The organism is Burkholderia sp. AU31624, from assembly GCF_020420065.1.
In the GTDB taxonomy this organism is placed as follows: domain Bacteria; phylum Pseudomonadota; class Gammaproteobacteria; order Burkholderiales; family Burkholderiaceae; genus Burkholderia.
Genome location: NZ_JAIZRT010000005.1, coordinates 16,649 through 36,789 on the forward strand (window position 1 = coordinate 16,649; position 20,141 = coordinate 36,789).

Annotated in this window: 25 protein-coding genes; 10 read left to right on the top strand and 15 right to left on the bottom strand. The window is 67.0% G+C overall.

Annotated elements, in window-relative coordinates; genetic code table 11:
- Nucleotides 1-248 precede the first annotated feature (248 nt).
- From LGM89_RS19075 to LGM89_RS19105, 7 genes are all read right to left on the bottom strand, one after another.
- Complete coding sequence (locus LGM89_RS19075; protein WP_226273661.1) at nt 249-1,439, bottom strand: tetratricopeptide repeat protein; 1,191 nt, start codon at nt 1,437-1,439, stop codon at nt 249-251.
- Nucleotides 1,440-1,455: 16 nt separating this feature from the next.
- The gene (locus LGM89_RS19080) at nt 1,456-1,887 is read right to left on the bottom strand and encodes an ExbD/TolR family protein (RefSeq protein ID WP_089440151.1); all 432 of its coding nucleotides are present in this window, start codon (nt 1,885-1,887) and stop codon (nt 1,456-1,458) included.
- A gap of 224 nt (nt 1,888-2,111) precedes the next feature.
- A complete protein-coding gene (locus LGM89_RS19085) occupies nt 2,112-2,534 on the bottom strand; it encodes an ExbD/TolR family protein (RefSeq protein ID WP_021160935.1) in 423 nt (140 codons plus the stop codon).
- Nucleotides 2,535-2,554: 20 nt separating this feature from the next.
- A complete protein-coding gene (locus LGM89_RS19090) occupies nt 2,555-3,469 on the bottom strand; it encodes a MotA/TolQ/ExbB proton channel family protein (RefSeq protein ID WP_089456263.1) in 915 nt (304 codons plus the stop codon).
- An 86-nt stretch (nt 3,470-3,555) separates the two neighbouring features.
- The gene (locus LGM89_RS19095) at nt 3,556-4,254 is read right to left on the bottom strand and encodes an energy transducer TonB (protein ID WP_089425491.1); all 699 of its coding nucleotides are present in this window, start codon (nt 4,252-4,254) and stop codon (nt 3,556-3,558) included.
- Between the two features lie 823 nt (nt 4,255-5,077).
- Nucleotides 5,078-5,563, bottom strand: coding sequence for an aminoacyl-tRNA deacylase (locus LGM89_RS19100; protein WP_031401741.1), 486 nt, complete (start codon nt 5,561-5,563; stop codon nt 5,078-5,080).
- Between the two features lie 124 nt (nt 5,564-5,687).
- Entirely contained in the window at nt 5,688-6,665 is a 978-nt protein-coding gene (locus LGM89_RS19105) for a cysteine synthase A (RefSeq protein WP_226273662.1), read from the bottom strand.
- 143 nt (nt 6,666-6,808) lie between these two features.
- On the opposite strand from LGM89_RS19105, the gene LGM89_RS19110 reads away from it, so the two are divergent.
- Nucleotides 6,809-7,297 carry an adenosine-specific kinase gene (locus tag LGM89_RS19110; RefSeq protein ID WP_226207643.1) on the top strand — a complete coding sequence of 163 codons (489 nt, stop codon included), beginning with the start codon at nt 6,809-6,811 and terminating at the stop codon, nt 7,295-7,297.
- Nucleotides 7,298-7,520: 223 nt separating this feature from the next.
- A complete protein-coding gene (locus tag LGM89_RS19115; protein WP_089494917.1) occupies nt 7,521-7,814 on the top strand; it encodes a YciI-like protein in 294 nt (97 codons plus the stop codon).
- A 7-nt stretch (nt 7,815-7,821) separates the two neighbouring features.
- Here LGM89_RS19115 and corA read toward each other — a convergent pair whose 3' ends face one another.
- The gene (gene corA, locus LGM89_RS19120) at nt 7,822-8,799 is read right to left on the bottom strand and encodes a magnesium/cobalt transporter CorA (RefSeq protein ID WP_089494918.1); all 978 of its coding nucleotides are present in this window, start codon (nt 8,797-8,799) and stop codon (nt 7,822-7,824) included.
- Nucleotides 8,800-8,977: 178 nt separating this feature from the next.
- On the opposite strand from corA, the gene cydX reads away from it, so the two are divergent.
- Nucleotides 8,978-9,124: a cytochrome bd-I oxidase subunit CydX gene (cydX, locus tag LGM89_RS19125; protein WP_043182986.1), complete on the top strand. Its 147-nt coding sequence runs from the start codon at nt 8,978-8,980 to the stop codon at nt 9,122-9,124.
- Nucleotides 9,121-9,738 (top strand): AAA family ATPase, encoded by a 618-nt coding sequence (locus tag LGM89_RS19130; protein ID WP_226207644.1) that lies wholly within the window; start codon nt 9,121-9,123, stop codon nt 9,736-9,738. The genes cydX and LGM89_RS19130 overlap by 4 nt, the downstream gene beginning before the upstream one ends.
- A gap of 96 nt (nt 9,739-9,834) precedes the next feature.
- Here the strand turns inward: LGM89_RS19130 and LGM89_RS19135 are convergent, their stop codons facing one another.
- Entirely contained in the window at nt 9,835-10,935 is a 1,101-nt protein-coding gene (locus LGM89_RS19135) for a saccharopine dehydrogenase family protein (RefSeq protein ID WP_039357959.1), read from the bottom strand.
- Between the two features lie 247 nt (nt 10,936-11,182).
- Here LGM89_RS19135 and LGM89_RS19140 point away from each other — a divergent pair, with 247 nt between their 5' ends.
- From LGM89_RS19140 to LGM89_RS19155, 4 genes are all read left to right on the top strand, one after another.
- Nucleotides 11,183-11,965: a hypothetical protein gene (locus LGM89_RS19140; protein WP_089494920.1), complete on the top strand. Its 783-nt coding sequence runs from the start codon at nt 11,183-11,185 to the stop codon at nt 11,963-11,965.
- 47 nt (nt 11,966-12,012) lie between these two features.
- A complete protein-coding gene (locus tag LGM89_RS19145) occupies nt 12,013-12,459 on the top strand; it encodes a hypothetical protein (RefSeq protein WP_226273663.1) in 447 nt (148 codons plus the stop codon).
- An 81-nt stretch (nt 12,460-12,540) separates the two neighbouring features.
- Nucleotides 12,541-13,206: a response regulator transcription factor gene (locus LGM89_RS19150; RefSeq protein WP_226273664.1), complete on the top strand. Its 666-nt coding sequence runs from the start codon at nt 12,541-12,543 to the stop codon at nt 13,204-13,206.
- Nucleotides 13,182-14,612: a sensor histidine kinase gene (locus tag LGM89_RS19155; RefSeq protein ID WP_226273665.1), complete on the top strand. Its 1,431-nt coding sequence runs from the start codon at nt 13,182-13,184 to the stop codon at nt 14,610-14,612. Before LGM89_RS19150 ends, LGM89_RS19155 begins: the two co-directional genes overlap by 25 nt.
- Nucleotides 14,613-14,615: 3 nt before the next feature.
- On the opposite strand, the gene LGM89_RS19160 is transcribed toward LGM89_RS19155, so the two are convergent.
- Nucleotides 14,616-15,080, bottom strand: coding sequence for an Lrp/AsnC family transcriptional regulator (locus tag LGM89_RS19160; RefSeq protein ID WP_006481526.1), 465 nt, complete (start codon nt 15,078-15,080; stop codon nt 14,616-14,618).
- Nucleotides 15,081-15,334: 254 nt separating this feature from the next.
- On the opposite strand from LGM89_RS19160, the gene LGM89_RS19165 reads away from it, so the two are divergent.
- Nucleotides 15,335-15,886: a Spy/CpxP family protein refolding chaperone gene (locus tag LGM89_RS19165; RefSeq protein ID WP_226273666.1), complete on the top strand. Its 552-nt coding sequence runs from the start codon at nt 15,335-15,337 to the stop codon at nt 15,884-15,886.
- A 135-nt stretch (nt 15,887-16,021) separates the two neighbouring features.
- On the top strand, nt 16,022-16,453 hold the full coding sequence (locus LGM89_RS19170) for a PGDYG domain-containing protein (RefSeq protein WP_226273667.1): 432 nt from the start codon (nt 16,022-16,024) through the stop codon (nt 16,451-16,453).
- A gap of 33 nt (nt 16,454-16,486) precedes the next feature.
- Here LGM89_RS19170 and LGM89_RS19175 read toward each other — a convergent pair whose 3' ends face one another.
- The 5 genes from LGM89_RS19175 to LGM89_RS19195 form a co-directional block, all read right to left on the bottom strand.
- Entirely contained in the window at nt 16,487-16,849 is a 363-nt protein-coding gene (locus LGM89_RS19175; protein WP_047850836.1) for a DUF3022 domain-containing protein, read from the bottom strand.
- A 13-nt stretch (nt 16,850-16,862) separates the two neighbouring features.
- Nucleotides 16,863-17,654: a YhfC family intramembrane metalloprotease gene (locus tag LGM89_RS19180; protein ID WP_226273668.1), complete on the bottom strand. Its 792-nt coding sequence runs from the start codon at nt 17,652-17,654 to the stop codon at nt 16,863-16,865.
- Between the two features lie 54 nt (nt 17,655-17,708).
- On the bottom strand, nt 17,709-18,752 hold the full coding sequence (locus LGM89_RS19185) for a LacI family DNA-binding transcriptional regulator (RefSeq protein WP_226207649.1): 1,044 nt from the start codon (nt 18,750-18,752) through the stop codon (nt 17,709-17,711).
- Nucleotides 18,753-18,861: 109 nt separating this feature from the next.
- A complete protein-coding gene (locus LGM89_RS19190) occupies nt 18,862-19,077 on the bottom strand; it encodes a hypothetical protein (RefSeq protein WP_226273669.1) in 216 nt (71 codons plus the stop codon).
- A 98-nt stretch (nt 19,078-19,175) separates the two neighbouring features.
- Entirely contained in the window at nt 19,176-20,141 is a 966-nt protein-coding gene (locus LGM89_RS19195) for an NAD(P)-dependent oxidoreductase (protein ID WP_226273670.1), read from the bottom strand.

The following is a 20,141-nucleotide window of genomic DNA, read 5'->3' on the forward strand; positions in this document are numbered from 1 at the left end:
CGATGCCGCGACGCAGCCGGCCCGGCGCGATCCCCCGCCGCACGCTGTCGCGACGTGCAAGCCACGCGCGGTGCGGCAGCGCACCGGCGCCGTGGGGCCGCGCGGCACTGGCCCATTTCATTCGGTTTACTAATTAACAAGGTCTCCCCTTTCCATCGGCTGACATGCCCGTCGTGCATGGGTGCGATCGCGGCGGCACACCGCTTTCCGACCGCTCGCGTTGCGCGCGGCCGTGTACTTCCGTTGCGTTACCGGGAGGCCACCACTGTCCAGAGCCGTGCCAGATCACCGGAACCATCGGTGCCCTTGACCGTGCGCAGCACCTGGACCGCACGCGCCTTCTGGCCGGCCACGTAATACGCCTCGCCGAGCCGCAGCCGCGCCGCGTCGGGATGCTCGAGGCCGCCCTTCGCGATCGCCTGCTCCATCATCGGCAGCCCCTGTTGTGCATGGCCCTCGAAGACGAGGTTCATGCCTGCGTCGATCGGCGCTGCCGGCGTCGTGGCGTCGCCGCCCGATTGCGCGCGCTTCGCCGCAAGCGCCTGCAGCCGCTTCTCGCGATCCGCCTGCGCGTCCTTGCCGAGTACGCCGGATGCGAACCCCTGGTCGATCACCTGCTTGCCCTCGGCGGCCGAGCCCGCCACCAGCGCGAGCTGCGTCATTTCCATGTACGCGTTGGCGGTCGTGAGCGAGCCCGTCGCCCGCCGCAACCGGTAGATGTCGAGGTCGAGCGACGGCAGATACCCGGTATTGCCGCGAATGGCCGTGACCATTTCGTCCCAGTACGCGGGGCTCGGATGATAAGCCACCAGCAGCCCGAGCGCACCGCGATACGCGTTGCCGTCCTTCACTTTCTGCGCGCAGGTCGCCAGCATCTGCAACTGCCCTTCATCCGGTGCGTGTCCGCCATTCGCCTGCGCGTCGGTGCTCGCTTTCAACTGGTTCACGAGCGGAGCGCAATCGTTTGACAGGTAGTAAGACTGCGTGAGCAGCGTGCGCATTTCCGGATCCGAGCCACCCGCCTTCAGGTAGCGCTGCGCGACGCGGATCGCCAGCGGGTAGTTCTTCTGCTGGAAGTAGATGCCGGCGAGCGCCGCCGTAGTCTTCTGCTCGTCGTCGCCCGAGAGCCGCCCCGCGTTCAGCACGCTCTCGTACGCCTGCGCGGCCGTACCCGAGTCACCAGCCGCCATCGCTGCCGCCCCGCGCATTTCTTCCACCACGGTGGTTTCGTACGGCGTCCGGTTCGGCACGGCGGCCGCCTGGGCGATCTTGCCCAGCGCGTCGCGATACTTGTGTGCGCGGTACAGTTCCTGTGCGGCCGCCAACGGTTTCGCCACGTCCGGCCGCAGCGCGTCCGCCGGTAGCGCCGGGCGGCCGAGCAGGGCTGCCGCGCCGAGCGCCGTCACCGCCATCATCCGTTTCCATCGTCGCTGGTTCATCGGCTCGTCCGTGTCGTCATTGCATGAACTGTTCGTTACCGATCAGGCCGATCTTGGTCGCGCCCACGCGTTGCGCGGCGGCGAGCACCGCGGCCACGTCCTTGTACGGCACCAGCTTGTTGGGGCGCAGATGAATCTCCGCCTGTACGGGCTCCGCCGCCACCTGGGTCAGTTTCGACTCGAGCGCCGCGCGGTCCGGCACCGGGGCGCCGTTCCATGTCGTCGTGCCGTCGAAGTCGATATCTATCTGCACGATTTCCGGCGGTGCGGCCGGCGGCGGCGGATTCCCCACCGGCAGGTCCATCTTCACCGAATGCATCTGAATCGGGATCGTGATGATCAGCATGATCAGCAACACCAGCATCACGTCGATCAGCGGCGTGGTGTTGATATCGACCATCACTTCCGGTTCGGCGTTGCTCCCGCCCGAAGGCACATTCATTCCCATCGTCGACTCCTGTCGACCCGCGTTAGCGCTTTAGCGCTTACGTGGGTCCCATGCTTCGCGGTCGACCAGCGTTAGCGCTTTAGCGCTTACGCTGATCCCATGCTTCGCGGTCGATCCACGTTAGCGCTTCAGCGCTTACTTGGATCCCGAGCTTCCCGGTCGACCAGCGTCAGCGCTCCACCACTTGCCGCCAGCCCCATGCTCCCCCCGATTCCGCTGCGCGACTATCCCCCGCGCGCCGGCGGCTCCGTAATGAACGACAGCTTCGCAATCCCCGCGCGCTCGCACATCGTGACCACCCGGCCGATGAACTCATAACGCGTGTTCTGATCGCCCCGCACGTGGACGCTCGGCTGCGGCTGTTGCTGCGACACGTCCTTCAGTTTCGCGAGCAGCGTCTGTGCATCCACCAGCTGCTCGCCCCAGAAGAAATCGCCATCGCGGTTCACCGCGATCTCGATGCTCTTCGGCGTCGTCTGCAGCGGCTGCACCGTCTCCTTCGGCAACTGAAGCTGGATCGTGTGCGTCACGACCGGAATCGTGATCAGGAAGATGATCAGCAACACCAGCATCACGTCGACGAGCGGCGTCGTGTTGATGTTGGCGATCACCTCGTCGCTATCGTCCTGCCCGACGTTCATGGCCATCGCGCGTCTCCGTCAGCCGGTCAGTTCGCGAGCGACGCCGCGGCCGGCGACGACGACGCGCGTGCCGGGCGCCGATTGCCGGCCAGCAGCACGGTATGCAGTTGCGCGCCGAAGTTGCGCACCCGCTCCATCACCGACTTGTTGCGGCGGACCAGGAAGTTGTAGCCGAGTACCGCCGGCACGGCGACGGCGAGGCCGATCGCGGTCATGATGAGCGCCTCGCCCACCGGGCCGGCGACCTTGTCGATCGACGCCTGCCCGGCGATGCCGATGGCCGTCAGCGCGTGATAGATCCCCCAGACGGTGCCGAACAGCCCGACGAACGGCGCGGTGGAGCCCACCGTGGCGAGGAACGCGAGCCCGTCCTGCATCCGGTTCGACACGTTCGTGATCGAGCGCTCGACCGACACGTCGATCCACGTGTTGCGGTCCACCGCTTCCAGCAGCGCGTCTTCATGATGCTCGCCGGCCTCGATCGCCGTTTCGGCGATGAAGCGGAACGGCGACGCCTCGTCGAGCAGCTTGGCGCCCTCGGCCAGCGACGGCGCGGTCCAGAGTTGCGCATCCGCCAGCTTCGCGCGGCGATTGGCGCGCAATTGCTCCAGGAACTTCGTGATCATGATGTACCAGCTGCCCATCGACATGATCACCAGCAGGATCAGCACGAAACGGGCGACGAAATCGCCGTTCTTCCATAGCGCACCGAGCCCGTACGGATTCTCGACCGCTTCCGTCGTGGCCGGCGCGGGCGGCGGAGCCGGCTCGGCGGCGGCCGGAACCGGGGCCGGCGCGGCCGACGGCGCCGCGGCCTGTGCCGATGTGCCGGCTGCGCCGCTCGCCTGCGCGTGGGCGAGCTGTGGTGCAACGAACCCGTCGATTGCGGCGACGGACATCAGGATGCTTGCCGCCAGCGCGGCCAGTGAACGCTTCGTCATACCCCACTCCAGTTAATTCGAAGAACTGAATACTCCAGTTCGAGATGGTTTTTTCCGGCCCGGATCGCACCGGGCCGCCCACTGCATCAATTCAGATTGAACGAGAACGGAACCTGGACCCGCACCGACTGGCCCTGCGCGACGCACTTGAAGCGCTTCACGGTGTTGAAGGCAGCACGATCGAGGATCGGATCAGCCGACTGCGCCACACGCTCGTTCGTGATGTTCCCTTCCGCATCCACGACGAACTCGATCGTCACGTCGCCGGTGATGTTGTTTTCCTGCGCCTCTTTCGGATACTGGATCGACGCGCGAAGCGTGTCCGAATTCGGGCAGACCACCCCCACGTCATGGCTGACGGGCTTGGCCGGCGCGGGAGGCGCCACGACCGGCGCCTGCACGGCCGGTGCGGACGGTACCGGGGCCGACTGGTGCGTGATCGTCGCCTGCGGCGGCGCCTGCACCGGCACTTCCGGCGGCGGGACGAACGGCGGCGGCGGCGGCGCGAATTTCGGCGGCGGGAGCTTGACCACGGGCATCGGCGGTGGCGGCGGCGGCTTGACCGGCTCGATGATGCGGGTTTCGATCGGGTGCTGGATCACCTGCACGACTTTCGTCGCGAGGCCGTTGAGCAGCGCGTAGATCAGCACGGCATGCAGCACCAGGACGATGCCGATGCCGCCGAACCGGCGCACCGGATTCTGTTGCTTCTTGCCGAACTCTCGCGGACGGCCCAGCGTAGCCAGTCCGCTGTTCGACGTAGCCAGACGTTCTTCGACTTTCATGCCCACCATCCATCCCCCAAGCGATTCGCCCAGTATCGGATTGCTGCCGGCGGCAAAGCCAGGTCGGCATCGCCATCGCATCAACCCGAACATTTCATTTCAAATTCAATTAACAATCCGAATTGAAAGAATTCAATTCGAATGCAAATTCATTTTTTCAAGGAATCGTTCCGGCCGGCGCGGCCCGGTTATGCACCGAAAAAAAACGCGCCAGCACGTTCAGGCAATTGTCAGCTGAGCGGGCGGCACCTTACATTTCTTATGACGACCCACCGTTCGTTACACGGTGATGTCAGTGGCGCCGCTCACTTGGGTGCAGACAATAGCAAGGAAAAAATTTTGACGTCAAACTTTATTTGATGCCCGAATACAAAGTTTGGAGGGTTTATTCAAATAATATTCCGGTAAGCACAAATCAAACTTCTATTATAAAAACGGTAATTGAATTGTATGGATATATGCAAAACCGGATATTAATCTGCTTCAGCATAAATATCGGCATATTTCCCGCGCCGCACCAAAATGGCCCGCTCCGGATGCGATCGCCAAGATGCACGCCTCTCCTCATCGGCGTCCCCATCGGTCACCGGATACGCTGATCAACCGCCTCGAGCTGGTCGACGCAGCTTCTTCAGAACGCCCGAAACACTCTGGATATCCGGAAAGTTAGTCTGCAATGCGATACAAATTTCATGATGGATTGGGCACTCGACAAACCGTCGCAAATAATTTCGCATACCGAATTAACTATCGCACGACCACTTACCTCCTCTACACGCGACCCGTCAGACACGCACCGACCGGCGCCCACACACCGCGCGCGTCAGGAGTGCATGCCCTGCATCTTGTGCGAGAAATGCGCGCGCTCGGCCGTCTCCATCAGCATCAGGAATTCGTCCTGCATCATGTGGATCAGCGCTTCGTGGTCGCCGGCCTCGAAATAGACTTCCGGCTGCTGCGCGAGACGTTCCTCGAGAAACGTCTTCATGCCGTACGCCATGCACACCGGCGGCAACGCGCCCATGTCGCAATCCTTGAACAGCTCGCGCAGCTCGACCTCCCGGGCGAGCACGAGATGGCGTCCCGTCTTCACCCAGAGATCCGACAGGCGCACGGCGTGCGTGGTCGGCAATACGGCGGCGACGTAGCCTTCGTCGTCTTCGAGGAGCACGGTTTTCGCGAGGCGATCGCCGGGGATATGCGCGGCGGCGGCCGTCTCCATGCTCGTATGGCTATAGGGGTGGTACACCACTTCGTACCGCGATGACTTCTGACGCAGGCAATCCTGCAGGGTGGCTGACACAGGCATGGCACACCTCGTCTGGGCGAAACGGGCGAACGGCGTTCGCACCGGATTCGTTCAGCATAGGTCGCATTCCGGCGGATGGAAAACCTCACCGCTCCCGCGCTTCGCACCGACTCGACACACGGGTTCAGCCCCCCGGATCCAGTCCCTTTTCACGTAGCCATTCCCGATTGAACAGCCGCGCGCGATAGATGTCGCCACGGTCGCACAGCAAGGTCACGATCGTGTGCCCTGGGCCCATCCGGCGGGCCAGCCAGACCGCCGCCGCGACGTTGATGCCGCTCGATCCGCCGACGTACAGCCCCTCCTCGCGCAGCAGCCGGTAGACCATCGTCACGCACTGCTGATCGTCGATCCGCACGGCATCGTCGATCGGCGTGCCTGCAAGGTTCATCGTGACGCGCGTCGATCCGATGCCTTCCGTGATCGAGCTGCCTTCCGCGCCGAGGTCGCCCGTTTTCACGTAACCGTAAAGCCCGCTGCCGTGCGGGTCGGCCAGCACGATCCGGACGTCCGGCTTCTGCTCTTTCAGATAACGGCTCACGCCGGCCAGCGTGCCGCCCGTCCCGGTCGCGCACACGAACGCATCGATCGTGCCTGCCGTATCGCGCCAGATCTCGGGCCCGGTCGTCTCGTAGTGCGCCTGGCGATTGACGACGTTGTCGAACTGATTGGCCCATACCGCGTTGTCGAGTTCGTCCGCGAGCCGCCCGGCAATCTTCTGATAGTTGTTCGGGTCACGGTAGGGCGCCGCCGGCACCGGGCGCACCTCGGCGCCGAGCGTGCGCAGGATCGCCATCTTGTCCGGCGATTGCGTGTCGGGAATCACGATCACGCAGCGATAGCCGCGCGCCGCGCAGATATGCGCCAGGCCGATGCCGGTGTTGCCCGCCGTGCCCTCGACCACGGTGCCGCCCGGCTGCAGCACGCCACGCCGCTCGGCGTCGCGGATGATGTAGTGTGCCGCGCGGTCCTTCACCGACCCGCCCGGATTCATGAATTCCGCCTTGCCCAGGATCTCGCAGCCCGTCTCGGCGCTGAGCTTCGCCAAGCGAATCAGCGGCGTGCGTCCCACGCAGTCGACGAAACCTTGTCGCACGTCCATGTCGCCCTCCGTTGCCTTCGCGCAGCGCGCGCCACACACAACGAAGGATAGGCCGCCCGCGCCGCTTTCGTCGCCGGCTGCAGCGTACTAAGCTTGAAGCGCCCATTGCGGCCCACGCGCCGCATCGCGAGACGAGGTCCGCCATGCTGCAACTGCAAACCGTTGCCGTCGACAAGCCCGAGACCGTGAACTTCATCCTCGGCCAGTCGCATTTCATCAAGTCCGTCGAGGACATCCACGAGGCGCTCGTCGGCACCGTGCCCGGTATCCGCTTCGGGCTCGCCTTCTGCGAGGCGTCGGGCAAGCGGCTGGTGCGCCACTCCGGCACCGATGCGGCGCTCGTCGACCTCGCCTGCCGCAACGCCAGCGCGATCGGCGCCGGTCACGCGTTCATCGTGTTCCTCGGCGACGGATGCTTCCCGGTCAACGTCCTCAACGCGATCAAGGCCGTGCCGGAGGTCTGCCGGATCTATTGCGCGACCGCGAACCCGACCGACGTGATCGTCGCGGAAACCGCGCAAGGACGCGGGATCGTCGGCGTCGTCGACGGCTTCGGGCCGCTCGGGGTCGAAAATGACGACGACATCCGCTGGCGCAAGGATCTGCTGCGCACGATCGGCTACAAGGCGTAGGGACGCCCCCCGCCGGTGGCCTGTAGACCTGGCTGCATGGAAAGCGCGTTGCCGCCGGGATTCGAAGACGGACAACACTCAGACCGTTAGTTGCATTTATGACCACAAAAGCGCGCCGCCCTCCGCGTCGTGTCGCCGCCGTCCGCCTGCCCTATACTGCCCGCAGCAGACTGACTGACGGCGCGCTGACGCACCGGCCGCCGCGATCCTTTCCGGAGCCGCCATGCATTACCAGTTGACCTACGAACTCGTCGACGATTACCTGTCCCGCCGCGAACCGTTCCGCGCCCAGCACCTCGCGCTTGCGCAGGCTGCGACCGAGCGCGGCGAACTCGTGCTCGCCGGCGCGCTGTCGGACCCGGCCGACCAGGCGGTGCTCGTGTTCGAAGGGGATTCGCCGGAGGCGGCCGAGTCGTTCGCGCGCGCCGATCCGTACGTGCAGAACGGCCTCGTGAAATCGTGGCGCGTGCGGCCGTGGCGCGTCGTGGTCGGCAAGCACGCGCCGCCCCGCACGTAAAGCGGGGCTACAGCCACCCTGCCCGCTTGAAGCGCCACCACAACCCGAAGTCGGCGGCCACCATCACGGCGATACAGCCGTAGAAGCCGTATTTCAGGTGCAGTTCGGGCATGTTCGCGAAGTTCATCCCGTAGATGCCGGCGATCATCGTCGGGATCGCGAACAGCGCGGCGAACGAGCCGAGCCGCTTCGTCACCTCGTTCTCGGCCAGCGAGATCATCCCGAGGTTGACCTGGATCGCCGTGACCACCATCTCGCGCCGCCCTTCGATCGTCTTCACGATCCGCTGCAGATGGTCGTACACGTCGCGAAAGTACGGCTCCATGCCGCTGCAGACTTGCGGGATGCGCCCGCCGGTGAGCTTCGCCAGCGGCTCGAGCAGCGGCGCCGTGTGCTGGTACAGCATCACGAGCCGGCGCTTCAGCGAATAGAGATCCTCGATGATCGCGCGCGACGAGGCGGGCGTGGCCTTCGCGAAGATGCGGTCCTCGAGTTCCTCGAGCTCGGCGCCGAGCGTTTCGAGGATCGGGAAATAGCGGTCGACGACCTGGTCCATCAGCGCGTAGAACACGAATGCCGAACCTTCCTGGAGCAGATGCGGCTCGCGCTCGCAGCGCTTGCGCACGTCGCGAAAATCGTGCTCGGTATGGTTGCGGATCGACAGCACGTAGTTCGGGCCGACGAACACGTTCAACTCGCCGACATTGAATTCTTCGTCGTCGTCCAGCTCGACCGTATGCAGCACCGCGAACAGCGAATCGCCGTACTCCTCGATCTTCGGCCGCTGATGCCCCTTGCGGGCATCCTCGATCGCCAGTTCGTGCAGCCCGAATTCCTCGCCCATCAGGTCGAGTTCCTCGGGCGTCGGATCCTTCAGCGCGACCCACACGAAGCACTCGGGCTTCGACACGTAGTCGCTGATGGCGTCGATATCGATGTCGGCCAGCTTGCGGCCGTCCTGGTATGCAGCACAGTTGATCAGCATGGTGTCCGTGACGTTGCGGTTTGCGCATCAGTTTACCGGTTTGCTGCGCGGGCAACCCGGCTTGCGCGGCTCGGCGATATTGGTCATGATCGGGCTGCGTGCGCCGCAGCATGCGCACCCGGCAGTTCGAACCACCCGCCGCACGGCCGTGCGGCCCAACCGTCAAGGAGACAGACCCATGTGGTATTTCTCGTGGATACTCGGCATCGGCGTGGCGCTCGGCTTCGGCATCATCAACGCGATGTGGCTGGAAGCGGAAGTCTTCTCGCGCGGCGACAAGCGCAACGGCGCGTCGAGCCCGCGCTCGGGAGGCAAGGCTTCGTGACGCATCTGGTGTTCTTCTGCGGTCACGCCGGCACCGGCAAGACCACGCTCGCGAAGCGGCTCATCGGGCCGCTGATGCGCGCGACCGGCGAGGCCTTCTGCCTGCTCGACAAGGACACGCTGTACGGACGCTACAGCTCGGCCGCGATGGGCGCGCTCACCGCGGATCCGAACGATCGCGACAGCCCGCTCTACCTAAAGCACCTGCGCGATCCCGAATATCAAGGGCTGCTCGACACGGCCCGTGAAAATCTCGCGCTCGGCATCGGCGCGCTCGTGGTCGGCCCGCTGTCGCGCGAAGTGCGCGATCGCCGCATTCTCGACCGCGCCTGGCTCGGCATCGCGCCCGACGTCGCGCTGACGGTCGTGTGGGTCCACACGTCGGAAGACGTCGCGCACCAGCGGATCGTCGCGCGCGGCAACCCGAACGACGCATACAAGCTCGCGCACTGGGACGAATACCGGCAACGCCGCTTCGTGCCGACCGGCCACGAATGCGACGGCATCGTGATGTTCGACAACACCGCGCCCTCCGATGCCGACGTCGATGCGCTGCTGTACCGCATCGCGCCGCCTCCGCCTGCTGCCACGATCGTCCCGCCGCTGCCGGCCTGACCGGCCGCTCTTTTTCGTCACCCGCAAAAAACAACGCCGGAAGCGCTGTTGCGCTCCCGGCGTCGTACGGCCCTCGTGCCAGAGGCTGACGGGTGGTCAGGCCACTTCGTGCACGCGCTCCATCGTGCCGCCTTCGTACAGCTTGCCGAAGCGGTTCGACAGGAACGCCTTCAGCGACACCTTTTCCTGCGGGATGAAACCGCTCTGCGGCAGCTTCTTTTCGCGGAACAGATCCAGCACCGCGCACATCGCGCCGGCCGTCGTGATCTGGATCGCGCTCATGTGCATCCCGCACACGTCCTTCGCGAAGATCTTGCGCGTGAACACGTCCTGCACCAGCTGGCCGTCCTTCACGCCCGTCACCGTGATGAACACGAGCACGACGTCCTGCTTCGTCGACGGCACCGCGCGGCGCATGATCGACTTCAGCGTGTCGCGGTCGGTCGACAGGCGCAGGTCTTCCAGCAGGAACTGCACGAGATCGCGGTGGCCCGGATAGCGCACCGACTTGTAGTCGAGCGTCTCGACCTTGCCCGACAGCGTCTCGCACAGCGTGCCGAGGCCGCCGGACGTGTTGAACGCTTCGTATTCGGTGCCGTCGAGCGAGAAGTGCTCGAGGCCTTCGAGCGGCTGCACCCACTGCTTGCGGCCGTCGCGGATCGCTTCGCACGGCTGGCAGTATTCGTTGATCAGGCCGTCGACGCTCCACGTCAGGTTGTACTTCAGCGCGTTGGTCGGATACTCGGGCAGCGCGCCGACGCGCATCTTCACGTCGCGCACTTCGCTGAAGCCGTTCACCAGCTCGTGTGCGGCGAGACCGATGAAGCCCGGTGCGAGGCCGCACTGCGGCATGAATGCACGGTCGGAGCCTTCGGCCAGTTCGCGGATCGCGTGGGTTGCGCGCACGTCTTCGGTCAGGTCGAAGTAGTGAACGCCGGCAGCCTTCGCGGCGGCGGCCACGTTGACCGCGAGGTAGTACGGCAGCGCGTTGACGAGCGCATCGAAGCCCTTCACGGCTTCGCGAATCGCGTTTGCATCGGCCGAATCGACCCGTTGCGTCGCGATGCCTTCGCGCGACAGCTTCGCAAGCGCATCCGCGTCACGGTCGAACGCGACGACTTCGTAGTCGCCCGTTTCACGCAGCATGTGAGCAATGGTGTGGCCGATCAGACCTGCGCCGACGATGGCGATTTTCATGCGCTTATCTCCTGATGATGGGTTGGTGTTGTGAACGGCGTTGAGCCATGAACACAGTGTAGGGACGCTCAAAATCAGTTCCAAGACGAAGAATGATGCGAAACGACCGATAATTTCGACGTTTCGACGACACATTTCGTCTAAACGTCGAAATGACGTTTTTTCCCGCCGCCAGCCCCGCTATGGCTGGCCTAAGTCTTCCGTTTCAGACTGCATGCCGACCACCCGACTTCCAAGGAGGCATCGCATGCAATCCCTGCCCGCTCATCGCACGCCGCACTGGCTGAACAAGGTGCCCGACGTCGCGCTGTCGTTCTGGATCATCAAGATCATGTCGACCACCGTCGGCGAGACCGGCGCGGACTTTCTCGCGGTCAACGCGGGGCTCGGCCAGACCGTCACGCGCGTCGCGATGGCGTCGCTGCTCGCGATCGCGCTGTGGCTGCAGTTGCGCACGCGCCGCTACGTGCCGTGGATCTACTGGCTCACGGTGGTGCTGGTCAGCATCGTCGGCACGCAGATCACCGACCTGCTCACCGACGGCCTGAACGTCAGCCTCTATGCGAGCACCGCCGCGTTTGCCGTCGCGCTCGCCGCGATCTTCTTCGTGTGGCATCGCGTCGAAGGCACGCTGTCGATCGACACGATCGTCACGCCGCGGCGCGAGCTGTTCTACTGGTCGGCGATCCTCTGCACGTTCGCGCTGGGCACCGCCGCAGGCGATCTCGCGACCGAGGCGCTCGGGCTCGGCTTCACGCTCGGCGCGCTGTGCTTCGGCGGCCTGATCGCGGCCGTGTTCGTGATGTGGCGGCTCGGCGCCAATGCGGTACTGGCGTTCTGGATCGCGTACATCCTGACGCGCCCGTTCGGCGCATCGCTCGGCGACCTGCTCACGCAGGCTCGCACCTACGGCGGGCTCGGCTTCGGCGCCGCCTGGACGAGCCTGCTGTTCCTGACCGTGATCGTGCTGCTCGTCGCCGTCGCGCAGTTCGGCAGCGGCCCGCGCACACAGGCCGGCACCACCGAATGACGCCCTTTCCTTTCCGCGCTTTCCATTCATCGAATCGAGGACACGCCATGCGCATCCCCCATCCCGTTTCCCGTCTCGCCGTTGCCGTTGCCGTTGCCACGATTGCCCTGCTGAGCGCCGCCGCCGGCTGCTCGAAGCAGCAGGACGCGAACGCAGCGACGTCGGCGCCGGCCTCCGCCGCCGCATCGCCCGCGGCAGCCCACGCATCGAAGCTTGGCGACCTGTCGCAGTTCCGCACGATCGCCGTCGACGTGAACACGCTCGTCGCCAAGGGCGACCTGCCCGGCGCGAAAACGCGCATCAAGGATCTCGAGATCGCGTGGGACTCGGCCGAAGCCGGCCTCAAGCCGCGCGCCGCCGCCGACTGGCACATGGTCGATCAGGAGATCGACCGCGCACTCTCCGCGCTGCGCGCCGATCATCCGACCCAGGCCGATTCGGCCGCCGCGATGAAGAACCTGCTCGCGACGCTCGACCGGTTCAGCGGCAAATAAGGATCGCCGCGCGCCGCCGCACGTGACGCCCGTGCGGGAATCGCATACGCTGGCGGCGTTTGCGCCGCACGGAGAACACGCATGCGAATACTGCTCGTCGAAGACGACCCGATGATCGGCGAGGCCGTCCATGCCGCGCTGAAGGACGCGTCGTACGCCACCGACTGGGTCACCGACGGCGTGCGCGCGTTGACCGCGTTCGCCGCGCAGCCCTACGACCTGGTCCTGCTCGATCTCGGCCTGCCCGGCCGCGACGGGCTCGACGTGCTGGCCGCCATCCGCGCGAAGGACGCAAGCGCGCCGCTGTTGATCGTCACCGCCCGCGACGGGCTCGACGATCGGCTGGCCGGCCTCGACGGCGGCGCCGACGACTACATCGTGAAGCCGTTTGAGATGGCCGAGCTGCTCGCGCGAATTCGCGTCGCGATCCGGCGCCGGGCCGGTTCGGCCGCGCCGCTGTTGAGCAACGGGATCGTGGCGCTCGACCCGACCACACGCGAGGCCGCCGTCGACGGGCACGCGCCGGTGCCGCTGTCGAATCGCGAGTTCGCGCTGCTGCGCGCGTTGTTGGTGCGCCCGGGCGCGATCCTGTCGCGGCGCGAGCTCGAGGATCGCCTGTACGGCTGGGGCGAGGAAGTCGAAAGCAATGCGGTCGAATTCCTGATCCATTCGCTGCGCCGCAAGCTCGGCAGTACCGTGATCAAGAACGTCAGGGGTGCGGGATGGATGGTTTCAAGAAGCGCCTGAGCGAGTCGATCGGCTTCCGGCTGTCGGTCGCGCTGTCGGCCGCGATCCTGGTCGTCGCGACGGCCGCGGCCGCGTTCGCGTTTTCATCGGCGTTCGACGAAGCGCACGAACTGCAGGACGACGTGCTGCGCGAGGTCGCGACGCTGCTCGACCGCGAGCACGCGTCGTCGCTCCATGCCGACGGCACCGGGCCCGCGCGCGAAAGCGACGAGCTGTCGCGCGTGTTCGTGCAGCCGCTCGGCAGTGCACCGCAACCGCAGCCGGGCAGCGACGGCACGCCGCGGCTCGCGCTGGCGCCGACGCTCGCCGACGGGCTGCATACGGTCGATGCCGGCGGCAGCACGTATCGCGTGATGGTTCGAACCTTCGCGAACGGCGAGCGCATCGCGGTCGCGCAGGAAGCCGGCATGCGCGACGATGTCGCACGCGAAAGCGCGTGGCGCACCGCATTGCCGCTGCTGATCCTCGTCCCGATCCTGCTGCTGCTCGTCGCCGATCTCGTGCGCAAGCTGTTCCGCCCGGTGGCCGCGCTGTCCGCCGGCATCGACGCCCGCGACGAGCACGACCTGCGCCCGGTGCCGGCCGAGCGCGTGCCGGTCGAGGTGCGGCCGTTCGTCGTCGCGATCAACCGGATGCTGGCGCGCGTCGCGCAGTCGGTCGCCGCGCAGCGCCGCTTCGTCGCCGACGCCGCGCACGAACTGCGCTCGCCGCTCACGGCGATGTCGCTGCAGGCCGAGCGCCTCGCCGAGGCCGACCTGCCGGACGATGCGCGCGCACGGCTCGCCGCGCTGCGCGGCGGGCTCGACCGCAGCCGCCACCTGATCGGGCAGCTGCTCGCGCTCGCGCGGGCGCAAAGCGCGCCGGCCGCGCCGCCCGGCGACGTGTCCGTCCATGCGATCTATCGGCGCGTGCTGGAAGACCTGATGCCGCTCGCCGACGCGAAAACCCTCGACATCGGCATCGAGGACGGCCCGGACACGCACGTGCCCGTCGACGAGCTCGAACTCGTGTCGCTCGTGATGAACCTGGTCGACAACGCCATCCGCTACACCCCGCCGGGCGGACGTGTGGACCTGTCGACGCAACGCACGGACACGCACGTGTGCGTGACGATCGCCGACACCGGGCCGGGCATCGCGCCGCACGAACGCGAACGTGTTTTCGACCCGTTCTACCGGGTGCCCGGCAATGCGCAGATCGGCTCCGGGCTCGGCCTGTCGATCGTGAAGATCGTCGCGGACCGGATGGGTGCCGACATTACGCTCGCCTATGCGGATGAAACGGAAGCGCGCGGGTTGCGTATCTCGGTGCGGATTCCGCTCGTGCGGCCGCCCGGCGCGGCGCAGCCCGACAGCCGGGCCGATACCCCGGCGCAACACGCACGACGCGACGCAGGCCGCGCCTGAGCGTCAGCCGCCGATGGTCCCGCGATCGATCTTGCGCGACAGGATGATCGACGTCGTCGTGCGTTCGACGCCTTCGAGCGTGCCGATCTGGTCGAGCAGGTCGTTGAGCCGTTCGGGCGAATCGGCGCGCAGCCACGCGACGTAGTCGTACTCGCCGCTCACCGCGCACAGCAGTTGCACCTCGGGCATCCGGTCGAGCTTGCGCAACACGTCCTTGCCGAACTTCGGCGTGAGGATGATGCCGACGTACGCGTAAATGCTTGCATCGAGCACGTCCTGCCCGAGCCGGACGCTGTAGCCGGCGATCACGTTGGTGCGTTCGAGCCGCGCGATGCGGGCGACGACCGTCGTGCGCGCGACGTCGAGCTGGCGCGCGAGATCCGCGACGCTGGCACGCGCATCGGCCTGCAGCAGCGCGACGAGTTGCCGGTCGAGATCGTCGAGTTGGTCGAGGCGGGGTGGACGCATGAGGCTGGGCCGGGGCACGACGCGCCGGCTGAGTGGAAGGTGACGCGATGATAGCGCCGAACGCCGGCCCGCCCAAACGGCGCCGCCACGATCCGGCCGGATCCTTTCAATTTCGATTCGTATCGGATGTAAGCAAGTGTCGCATTCGCTGCTGCACCGCATTCAACGTGCTACTAATAGCTGGCGACGCGAGAAGCGCGCTTGCGGCACTCGCCGCCGCGCCCGCTCGCAAGACACCACCCGGAGAGCCAACCATGAAGAAAATCTCGCTCACCCTCGCTACGCTCGCCGTTGCAGCCAGCGCGTTCGCGCAAACCCCGGCGCAGCCGCAAGCGCCCGCCCAGGCCCCCGCAACGACGGCCGCGGCGTCGGCCCCGAGCGCCGAGCAGCGCGCGGCGCGCCACGAAGCGCGCGTCGAGCAGCGCATCAAATACCTGCACGACCAGCTGAAGATCACGTCGGCGCAGGAACCCCAGTGGAAGACGTTCGCGGACACGATGCGCGATAACGGCGACACGATGGGCCGCCTCTATCGCGAGCGGATGGCGAAGCACGACGTCTCCGCACTCGACGACATGAAGCAGTACGCGGAACTGTCGCAGGCGAACGCCGACGGCGCGAAGAAGCTCGCCGACGCCTTCGCGCCGCTCTACGAGAGCTTCCCGGCCGACCAGAAGGCGCTGGCCGACACGACGTTCCGCAGCTGGCTGCACCACGGCAGCGAGCACCGCGGCAAGGGCAAGACGAAGGGCACGGATGGCAAGGCGGCAGCCGCGCCGGCCGCCAGCGCACCCGCGCAGCCCTGACGCCCGCCCTGCCGGCGCCGTACCGCCCGTCCGGGCCGAACGGCGCAGCGCCCCTCCAGGCGACCGGCGCGTCACACGGCGCGCCGGATTCGGGATAAGCTCCCGGCTTTTACCGCTTTCCCGCCCTTTCCCGCCATGCTCGAACTCAAGCACCTCGACCTGCGTACCGATCCGCGGGCCCGTCGCGTCGTCAAGGACGAAACCGTCGCCGTTGCCTTCGCGGAGGCCGACGGCGAACTGATGAGCCTCGAAGGCCCGAACCGCTATGCGGCGGGCGACGCGCTGATCACGGGCTCGACCGGCGACCGCTGGGTCGTGTCGCGTGCGCGCTTCGACGCCAAATACCTGCCCGCCGATCCGGCACTCGCACACGGCGCACCGGGCGCCTACCGGAACCGGCCGGCCGTCGTGCTCGCGCGCCGGATGGACGAGCCGTTCACGATCGCCCGCTCGGAAAACGGCGACACGCTGCGTGGCGTCGCCGGCGACTGGGTGATGCAGTACGCGCCCGGCGACTACGGTGTCGTGCAGGCGCAGCGCTTCGCGCAGGTCTACCGCGACGCGTAATGCAGCGCGCCGGCATGGCGCCGGCGCGAACGGTCACGCAAAGTCTTCGTCGAGTACGAGTTCCGCGTCGCGCTCCACGGCCTCGCCGGCCGCGTGACGCTCCTCGAGCGACCCGAGCATCGCTTCCGTATACGCATGCAGCACCGCATGGCTGCGCGCCCGTTGCATCGGCTTGAGCGCCAGGTAGCGCGCGAGCGCGGCCGGCACGATGCGGATATCGAGCGTCATCCGCTTCGGCGCCGAGCCGAAACGCATCGCGAGCCACTGCACGGACAGGAACCGCCCGCGTGCGTCGCTGCTTTCGGCGAAACGCGTCTGCTCCGGAAAGAGATCGCAGATCACGCGTGCGAGCGCGTCGAATTCCGCGCTCTGGCATTCGATCAGATAGTCATCCATCCCGTCTCTCCCGTCAGGCTGCCGATTGCGACGGCCGGCATGCCTTCACCAGCACGACGACCAGGATCGCGGCGAGCACGAAATACGCGGCCTCGACCCCGGCGGCCGGCAGCACGCGCACCTGGTACAGCAACGCCGGCGCGGCCGCGAGCGCGTGCAGCACGATCGCGAGCGGCAACACGCCCGCGCGGCCGGCGCGCACGCCACGCCAGACCAGCACCGACAGCGCGAGCTGCAGCACGAATGCCGTGCAGCGTTCGAGCAGCAACAGCAGCATCGACTGCGCCGACAGCGTCGCGAGCATCACGTGCAGGCGCACGACGGTATCGCCCGGCAGGTCGGCGAGCTGCGTCTCGAGCTGGCCGCGGCTCGCGAGCCACGCGAGATACGACCACTGGCCCCATACGAGTACGCCGACGAACCATGCTTCGGCGCCACCGTGACCGATCCCGTAGCCGATTCCGCGGCTGTCGCCGGCCGACGACGGGCCATAGCGGCGATTCAGGAAACGCATCCCGAGATAGCGGCCGGCTTCCTCGAACACGGCGGTCGCGAGCGCGCTGTACGCGACGAACGCGAGCGGCTGCGTGAGCCAGCCGTCCGGCGGCGTCTGGCTCAGCACGAGCCCGTGGAACGCGCGTTCGAGGATCATCGCGAACAGCGTGAAGACGGCCACACCGACGATCGTGTCGCGGCGGTTCAGCGCCAGCGGCTTGCGCAGGAGTCGGTAGAGGACGAGCGGCAGGAGCGCGATGATCAGCGTGGCGGCGATCAGCACCGCCAGCGTGACGGGAGCGACAGTCATGTATTTCCTTGTTCGGGGCAGCGCACCTGACGCGCTGCGTGCCCCGAATGATACTCAGCTTGCGGTCGACGCGCGCGCAACCAGCTCGCCCGGCAACAGCGAGACGCGTACGTCGCCCGCCGCGCCGTCGATCCGCTCGTGCACGAATTCGACGGCCTTGTAGCCGATTTCGTAGGTCGGCTGGCGGATTGTCGTGATCCCGATCAGCTCGGCCCATTCCGGATCGTCGATCGACAGCAACGCCGCCCGCTGCTGCCATGCGGTGCCGAAACGCGCGCGCAGGTGGCGCGCGATCGCGAGTGCGACCGGCGCGTTCGCGGCGAACAGCACCGCGCGCACGCCACGCCGTGCCGCGTCGTCGATGCGGGCATCGATGTCGGCCAGCGCCGCCGTGACCGCGTCGGGCGCGTCCAGATCGAGCACGACCGTCGACGGCACCGTCAGCCCGCGCGCCGCCAGTGCCGTACGGAACGCGGCCTCGCGCAGGCGCCGCGAGCTGACGCGCTCGAACGGCTGCACGACGAAATGGATCGCGTCGAAGCCGTGTTCGACCAGGTGCGCGAGCGCCGTCTCGATCGCGTCGGCGTTGTCGAGGCCGATCAGGTCGGCCTCGAAGCCTTCGACCGTGCGGTCGACGAGCACGGCCGGGATGCCGGCGCCGCGCAGCGGGCGCAGCACGTCCTCGTCGGCGCCGAGCGCGTTGACGATCAGCCCTTCGACGCGGTAGGTCGTGAGCAGCTGCAGGAAGCGGCGCTCCATCTCGACTTCGTTTGCCGCGTGACAGATCAGCGGCATGTAGCCGAGCGCGTGGCATGCGGCCTCGACGCCCTGCAGCACTTCGACGGTATAGGGATTGGTCAGGTCGGCCGCGAGCATGCCGAGCAGGCGGTTGCGGCCGCGCTTGAGCCCGCGCGCCATCTGGTTCGGCCGGTAATTGAGCCGCGCGATCGCCGCTTCGATCCGCTGGCGCAGATCGGTGGACAGCACGTGCGTCTCGCCGTTCAGGTAGCGCGACACACTGGTCTTGCCCGTGCCGGCCTCGCGCGCGACATCGCTGATCGTCGCCGGACGCGTCGTGGTTGGTTGCGAATCGGTCACTGTCGTGCCTCGCGACGTACGATCCGCGCCGCTTCGTGAGCAGACGGACCTTTGTTGTTGGAAACGTAAGCCACCCGGTGGAATCTCCCTGTCGGTCAGCGTTAGCGCTTTAGCGCTTACGCTGACCCCATGCTTCGCGGTCGGTCAGCGTTAGCCCTTCAGCGCTTACGCCGCCCCCCTGCTTCGCGATGATCGGCACCGGCGCGTCGGCATCCACCCCGGTCACCTGCAACAGCAGTCGGCCGCACCGGATCTGGCGCGGATACCCGTCGCGAAACGCCGCCGGCAGCATTGCCGGGCCGTCGATACGACGCGCGGGGATCATAACGCAGCCAGCCCTCCGGCACCAAGACCATCGACTCTAACGAAGCCGGCGCCCCGCCGGCCGGGGGTCGGCCGGGGTCGCCCCGCTACCGCCGCGGCTCAAGCGCGTGCGCGCGCGTCCGGATTGACGAGATTCGTGCGCAGCGTGCCGGCCAGCGCGCCGACCAGGTTTTCCGCGGCGCAGCGCGCCATCGCGTGGCGCGTCTCGTGCGTCGCCGAGCCGATATGCGGCAGCGCGACGACGTTCTTCATCTGCAGCAGCGGCGAATCCGCCGCCAGCGGCTCCTTCTCGAACACGTCGAGCCCCGCGCCGCGGATCGTGCCCGCGCGCAGCGCATCGATCAGCGCGGCTTCGTCGACTACCGGCCCGCGCGACGCGTTGATCAGGATCGCACCGCGCTTCATCTTCGCGAATTCGGCCGCACCGATCAGGTGGTGCGTTTCCGGCGACAGCGGCACCTGCAGGCACACGAAATCCGATTGCGCGAGCAGTTCGTCGAGCGTGACGCGCCGCGCGCCGTACTGTGACTCGGCTTGCGCATGCGCGGAGCGGTTCGCGTACAGCACCTGCATCCGGAAGCCGAGCGCCGCGCGGCGCGCGACCGCGCCGCCGATCCGCCCGAGTCCGACGATGCCCAGCGTCTTGCCCTGCACGTCGGTGCCGTACAGGTCGGGGCCGATGCTGCGATGCCAGTGGCCGGCCTTCACCCACTCGGCCAGCTCGACCACGCGTCGCGCGGACGCGAGGATCAGCGAGAACACCGTATCGGCGGTCGATTCGGTCAGCACGTCCGGCGTATGCGCGAGCACGATCCCGCGCCGCGTGAGATCCGCGACGTCGAAGTTGTCGTAGCCCACCGAGATCGTCGACCACGCTTTCAGCCGCGGTGCGCGGTCGAGCATCTGCGGCGTGACCTTCAGGCTCGCGCCGATCGCGCCGTCCGCGTCGCGGAGCGCATCGGCGAGGGCGGCGGCGCCGTCGGCCGGCACGACGTCCGCATGCTCGCGCAGGTACGCGAGGACGTCATCGGGCAGCGGCTTGTACGCGACGATACGGGGCTTCAT

Bases quoted from the DNA above. Each gene is read 5' to 3' on its own strand.
- LGM89_RS19195 (WP_226273670.1), bottom strand. From the start codon at position 20,141: ATGAAGCCCCGTATCGTCGCGTACAAGCCGCTGCCCGATGACGTCCTC.
- LGM89_RS19135 (WP_039357959.1), bottom strand. From the start codon at position 10,935: ATGAAAATCGCCATCGTCGGCGCAGGTCTGATCGGCCACACCATTGCT.
- LGM89_RS19190 (WP_226273669.1), bottom strand. From the start codon at position 19,077: ATGATCCCCGCGCGTCGTATCGACGGCCCGGCAATGCTGCCGGCGGCG.
- LGM89_RS19155 (WP_226273665.1), top strand. From the start codon at position 13,182: ATGGATGGTTTCAAGAAGCGCCTGAGCGAGTCGATCGGCTTCCGGCTG.
- LGM89_RS19115 (WP_089494917.1), top strand. From the start codon at position 7,521: ATGCATTACCAGTTGACCTACGAACTCGTCGACGATTACCTGTCCCGC.
- LGM89_RS19075 (WP_226273661.1), bottom strand. From the start codon at position 1,439: ATGAACCAGCGACGATGGAAACGGATGATGGCGGTGACGGCGCTCGGC.
- LGM89_RS19100 (WP_031401741.1), bottom strand. From the start codon at position 5,563: ATGCCTGTGTCAGCCACCCTGCAGGATTGCCTGCGTCAGAAGTCATCG.
- LGM89_RS19165 (WP_226273666.1), top strand. From the start codon at position 15,335: ATGAAGAAAATCTCGCTCACCCTCGCTACGCTCGCCGTTGCAGCCAGC.
- LGM89_RS19105 (WP_226273662.1), bottom strand. From the start codon at position 6,665: ATGGACGTGCGACAAGGTTTCGTCGACTGCGTGGGACGCACGCCGCTG.
- LGM89_RS19170 (WP_226273667.1), top strand. From the start codon at position 16,022: ATGCTCGAACTCAAGCACCTCGACCTGCGTACCGATCCGCGGGCCCGT.
- LGM89_RS19180 (WP_226273668.1), bottom strand. From the start codon at position 17,654: ATGACTGTCGCTCCCGTCACGCTGGCGGTGCTGATCGCCGCCACGCTG.
- LGM89_RS19080 (WP_089440151.1), bottom strand. From the start codon at position 1,887: ATGGGAATGAATGTGCCTTCGGGCGGGAGCAACGCCGAACCGGAAGTG.
- LGM89_RS19110 (WP_226207643.1), top strand. From the start codon at position 6,809: ATGCTGCAACTGCAAACCGTTGCCGTCGACAAGCCCGAGACCGTGAAC.
- LGM89_RS19085 (WP_021160935.1), bottom strand. From the start codon at position 2,534: ATGGCCATGAACGTCGGGCAGGACGATAGCGACGAGGTGATCGCCAAC.
- cydX (WP_043182986.1), top strand. From the start codon at position 8,978: ATGTGGTATTTCTCGTGGATACTCGGCATCGGCGTGGCGCTCGGCTTC.
- LGM89_RS19175 (WP_047850836.1), bottom strand. From the start codon at position 16,849: ATGGATGACTATCTGATCGAATGCCAGAGCGCGGAATTCGACGCGCTC.
- LGM89_RS19160 (WP_006481526.1), bottom strand. From the start codon at position 15,080: ATGCGTCCACCCCGCCTCGACCAACTCGACGATCTCGACCGGCAACTC.
- LGM89_RS19150 (WP_226273664.1), top strand. From the start codon at position 12,541: ATGCGAATACTGCTCGTCGAAGACGACCCGATGATCGGCGAGGCCGTC.
- LGM89_RS19140 (WP_089494920.1), top strand. From the start codon at position 11,183: ATGCAATCCCTGCCCGCTCATCGCACGCCGCACTGGCTGAACAAGGTG.
- corA (WP_089494918.1), bottom strand. From the start codon at position 8,799: ATGCTGATCAACTGTGCTGCATACCAGGACGGCCGCAAGCTGGCCGAC.
- LGM89_RS19090 (WP_089456263.1), bottom strand. From the start codon at position 3,469: ATGACGAAGCGTTCACTGGCCGCGCTGGCGGCAAGCATCCTGATGTCC.
- LGM89_RS19095 (WP_089425491.1), bottom strand. From the start codon at position 4,254: ATGAAAGTCGAAGAACGTCTGGCTACGTCGAACAGCGGACTGGCTACG.
- LGM89_RS19145 (WP_226273663.1), top strand. From the start codon at position 12,013: ATGCGCATCCCCCATCCCGTTTCCCGTCTCGCCGTTGCCGTTGCCGTT.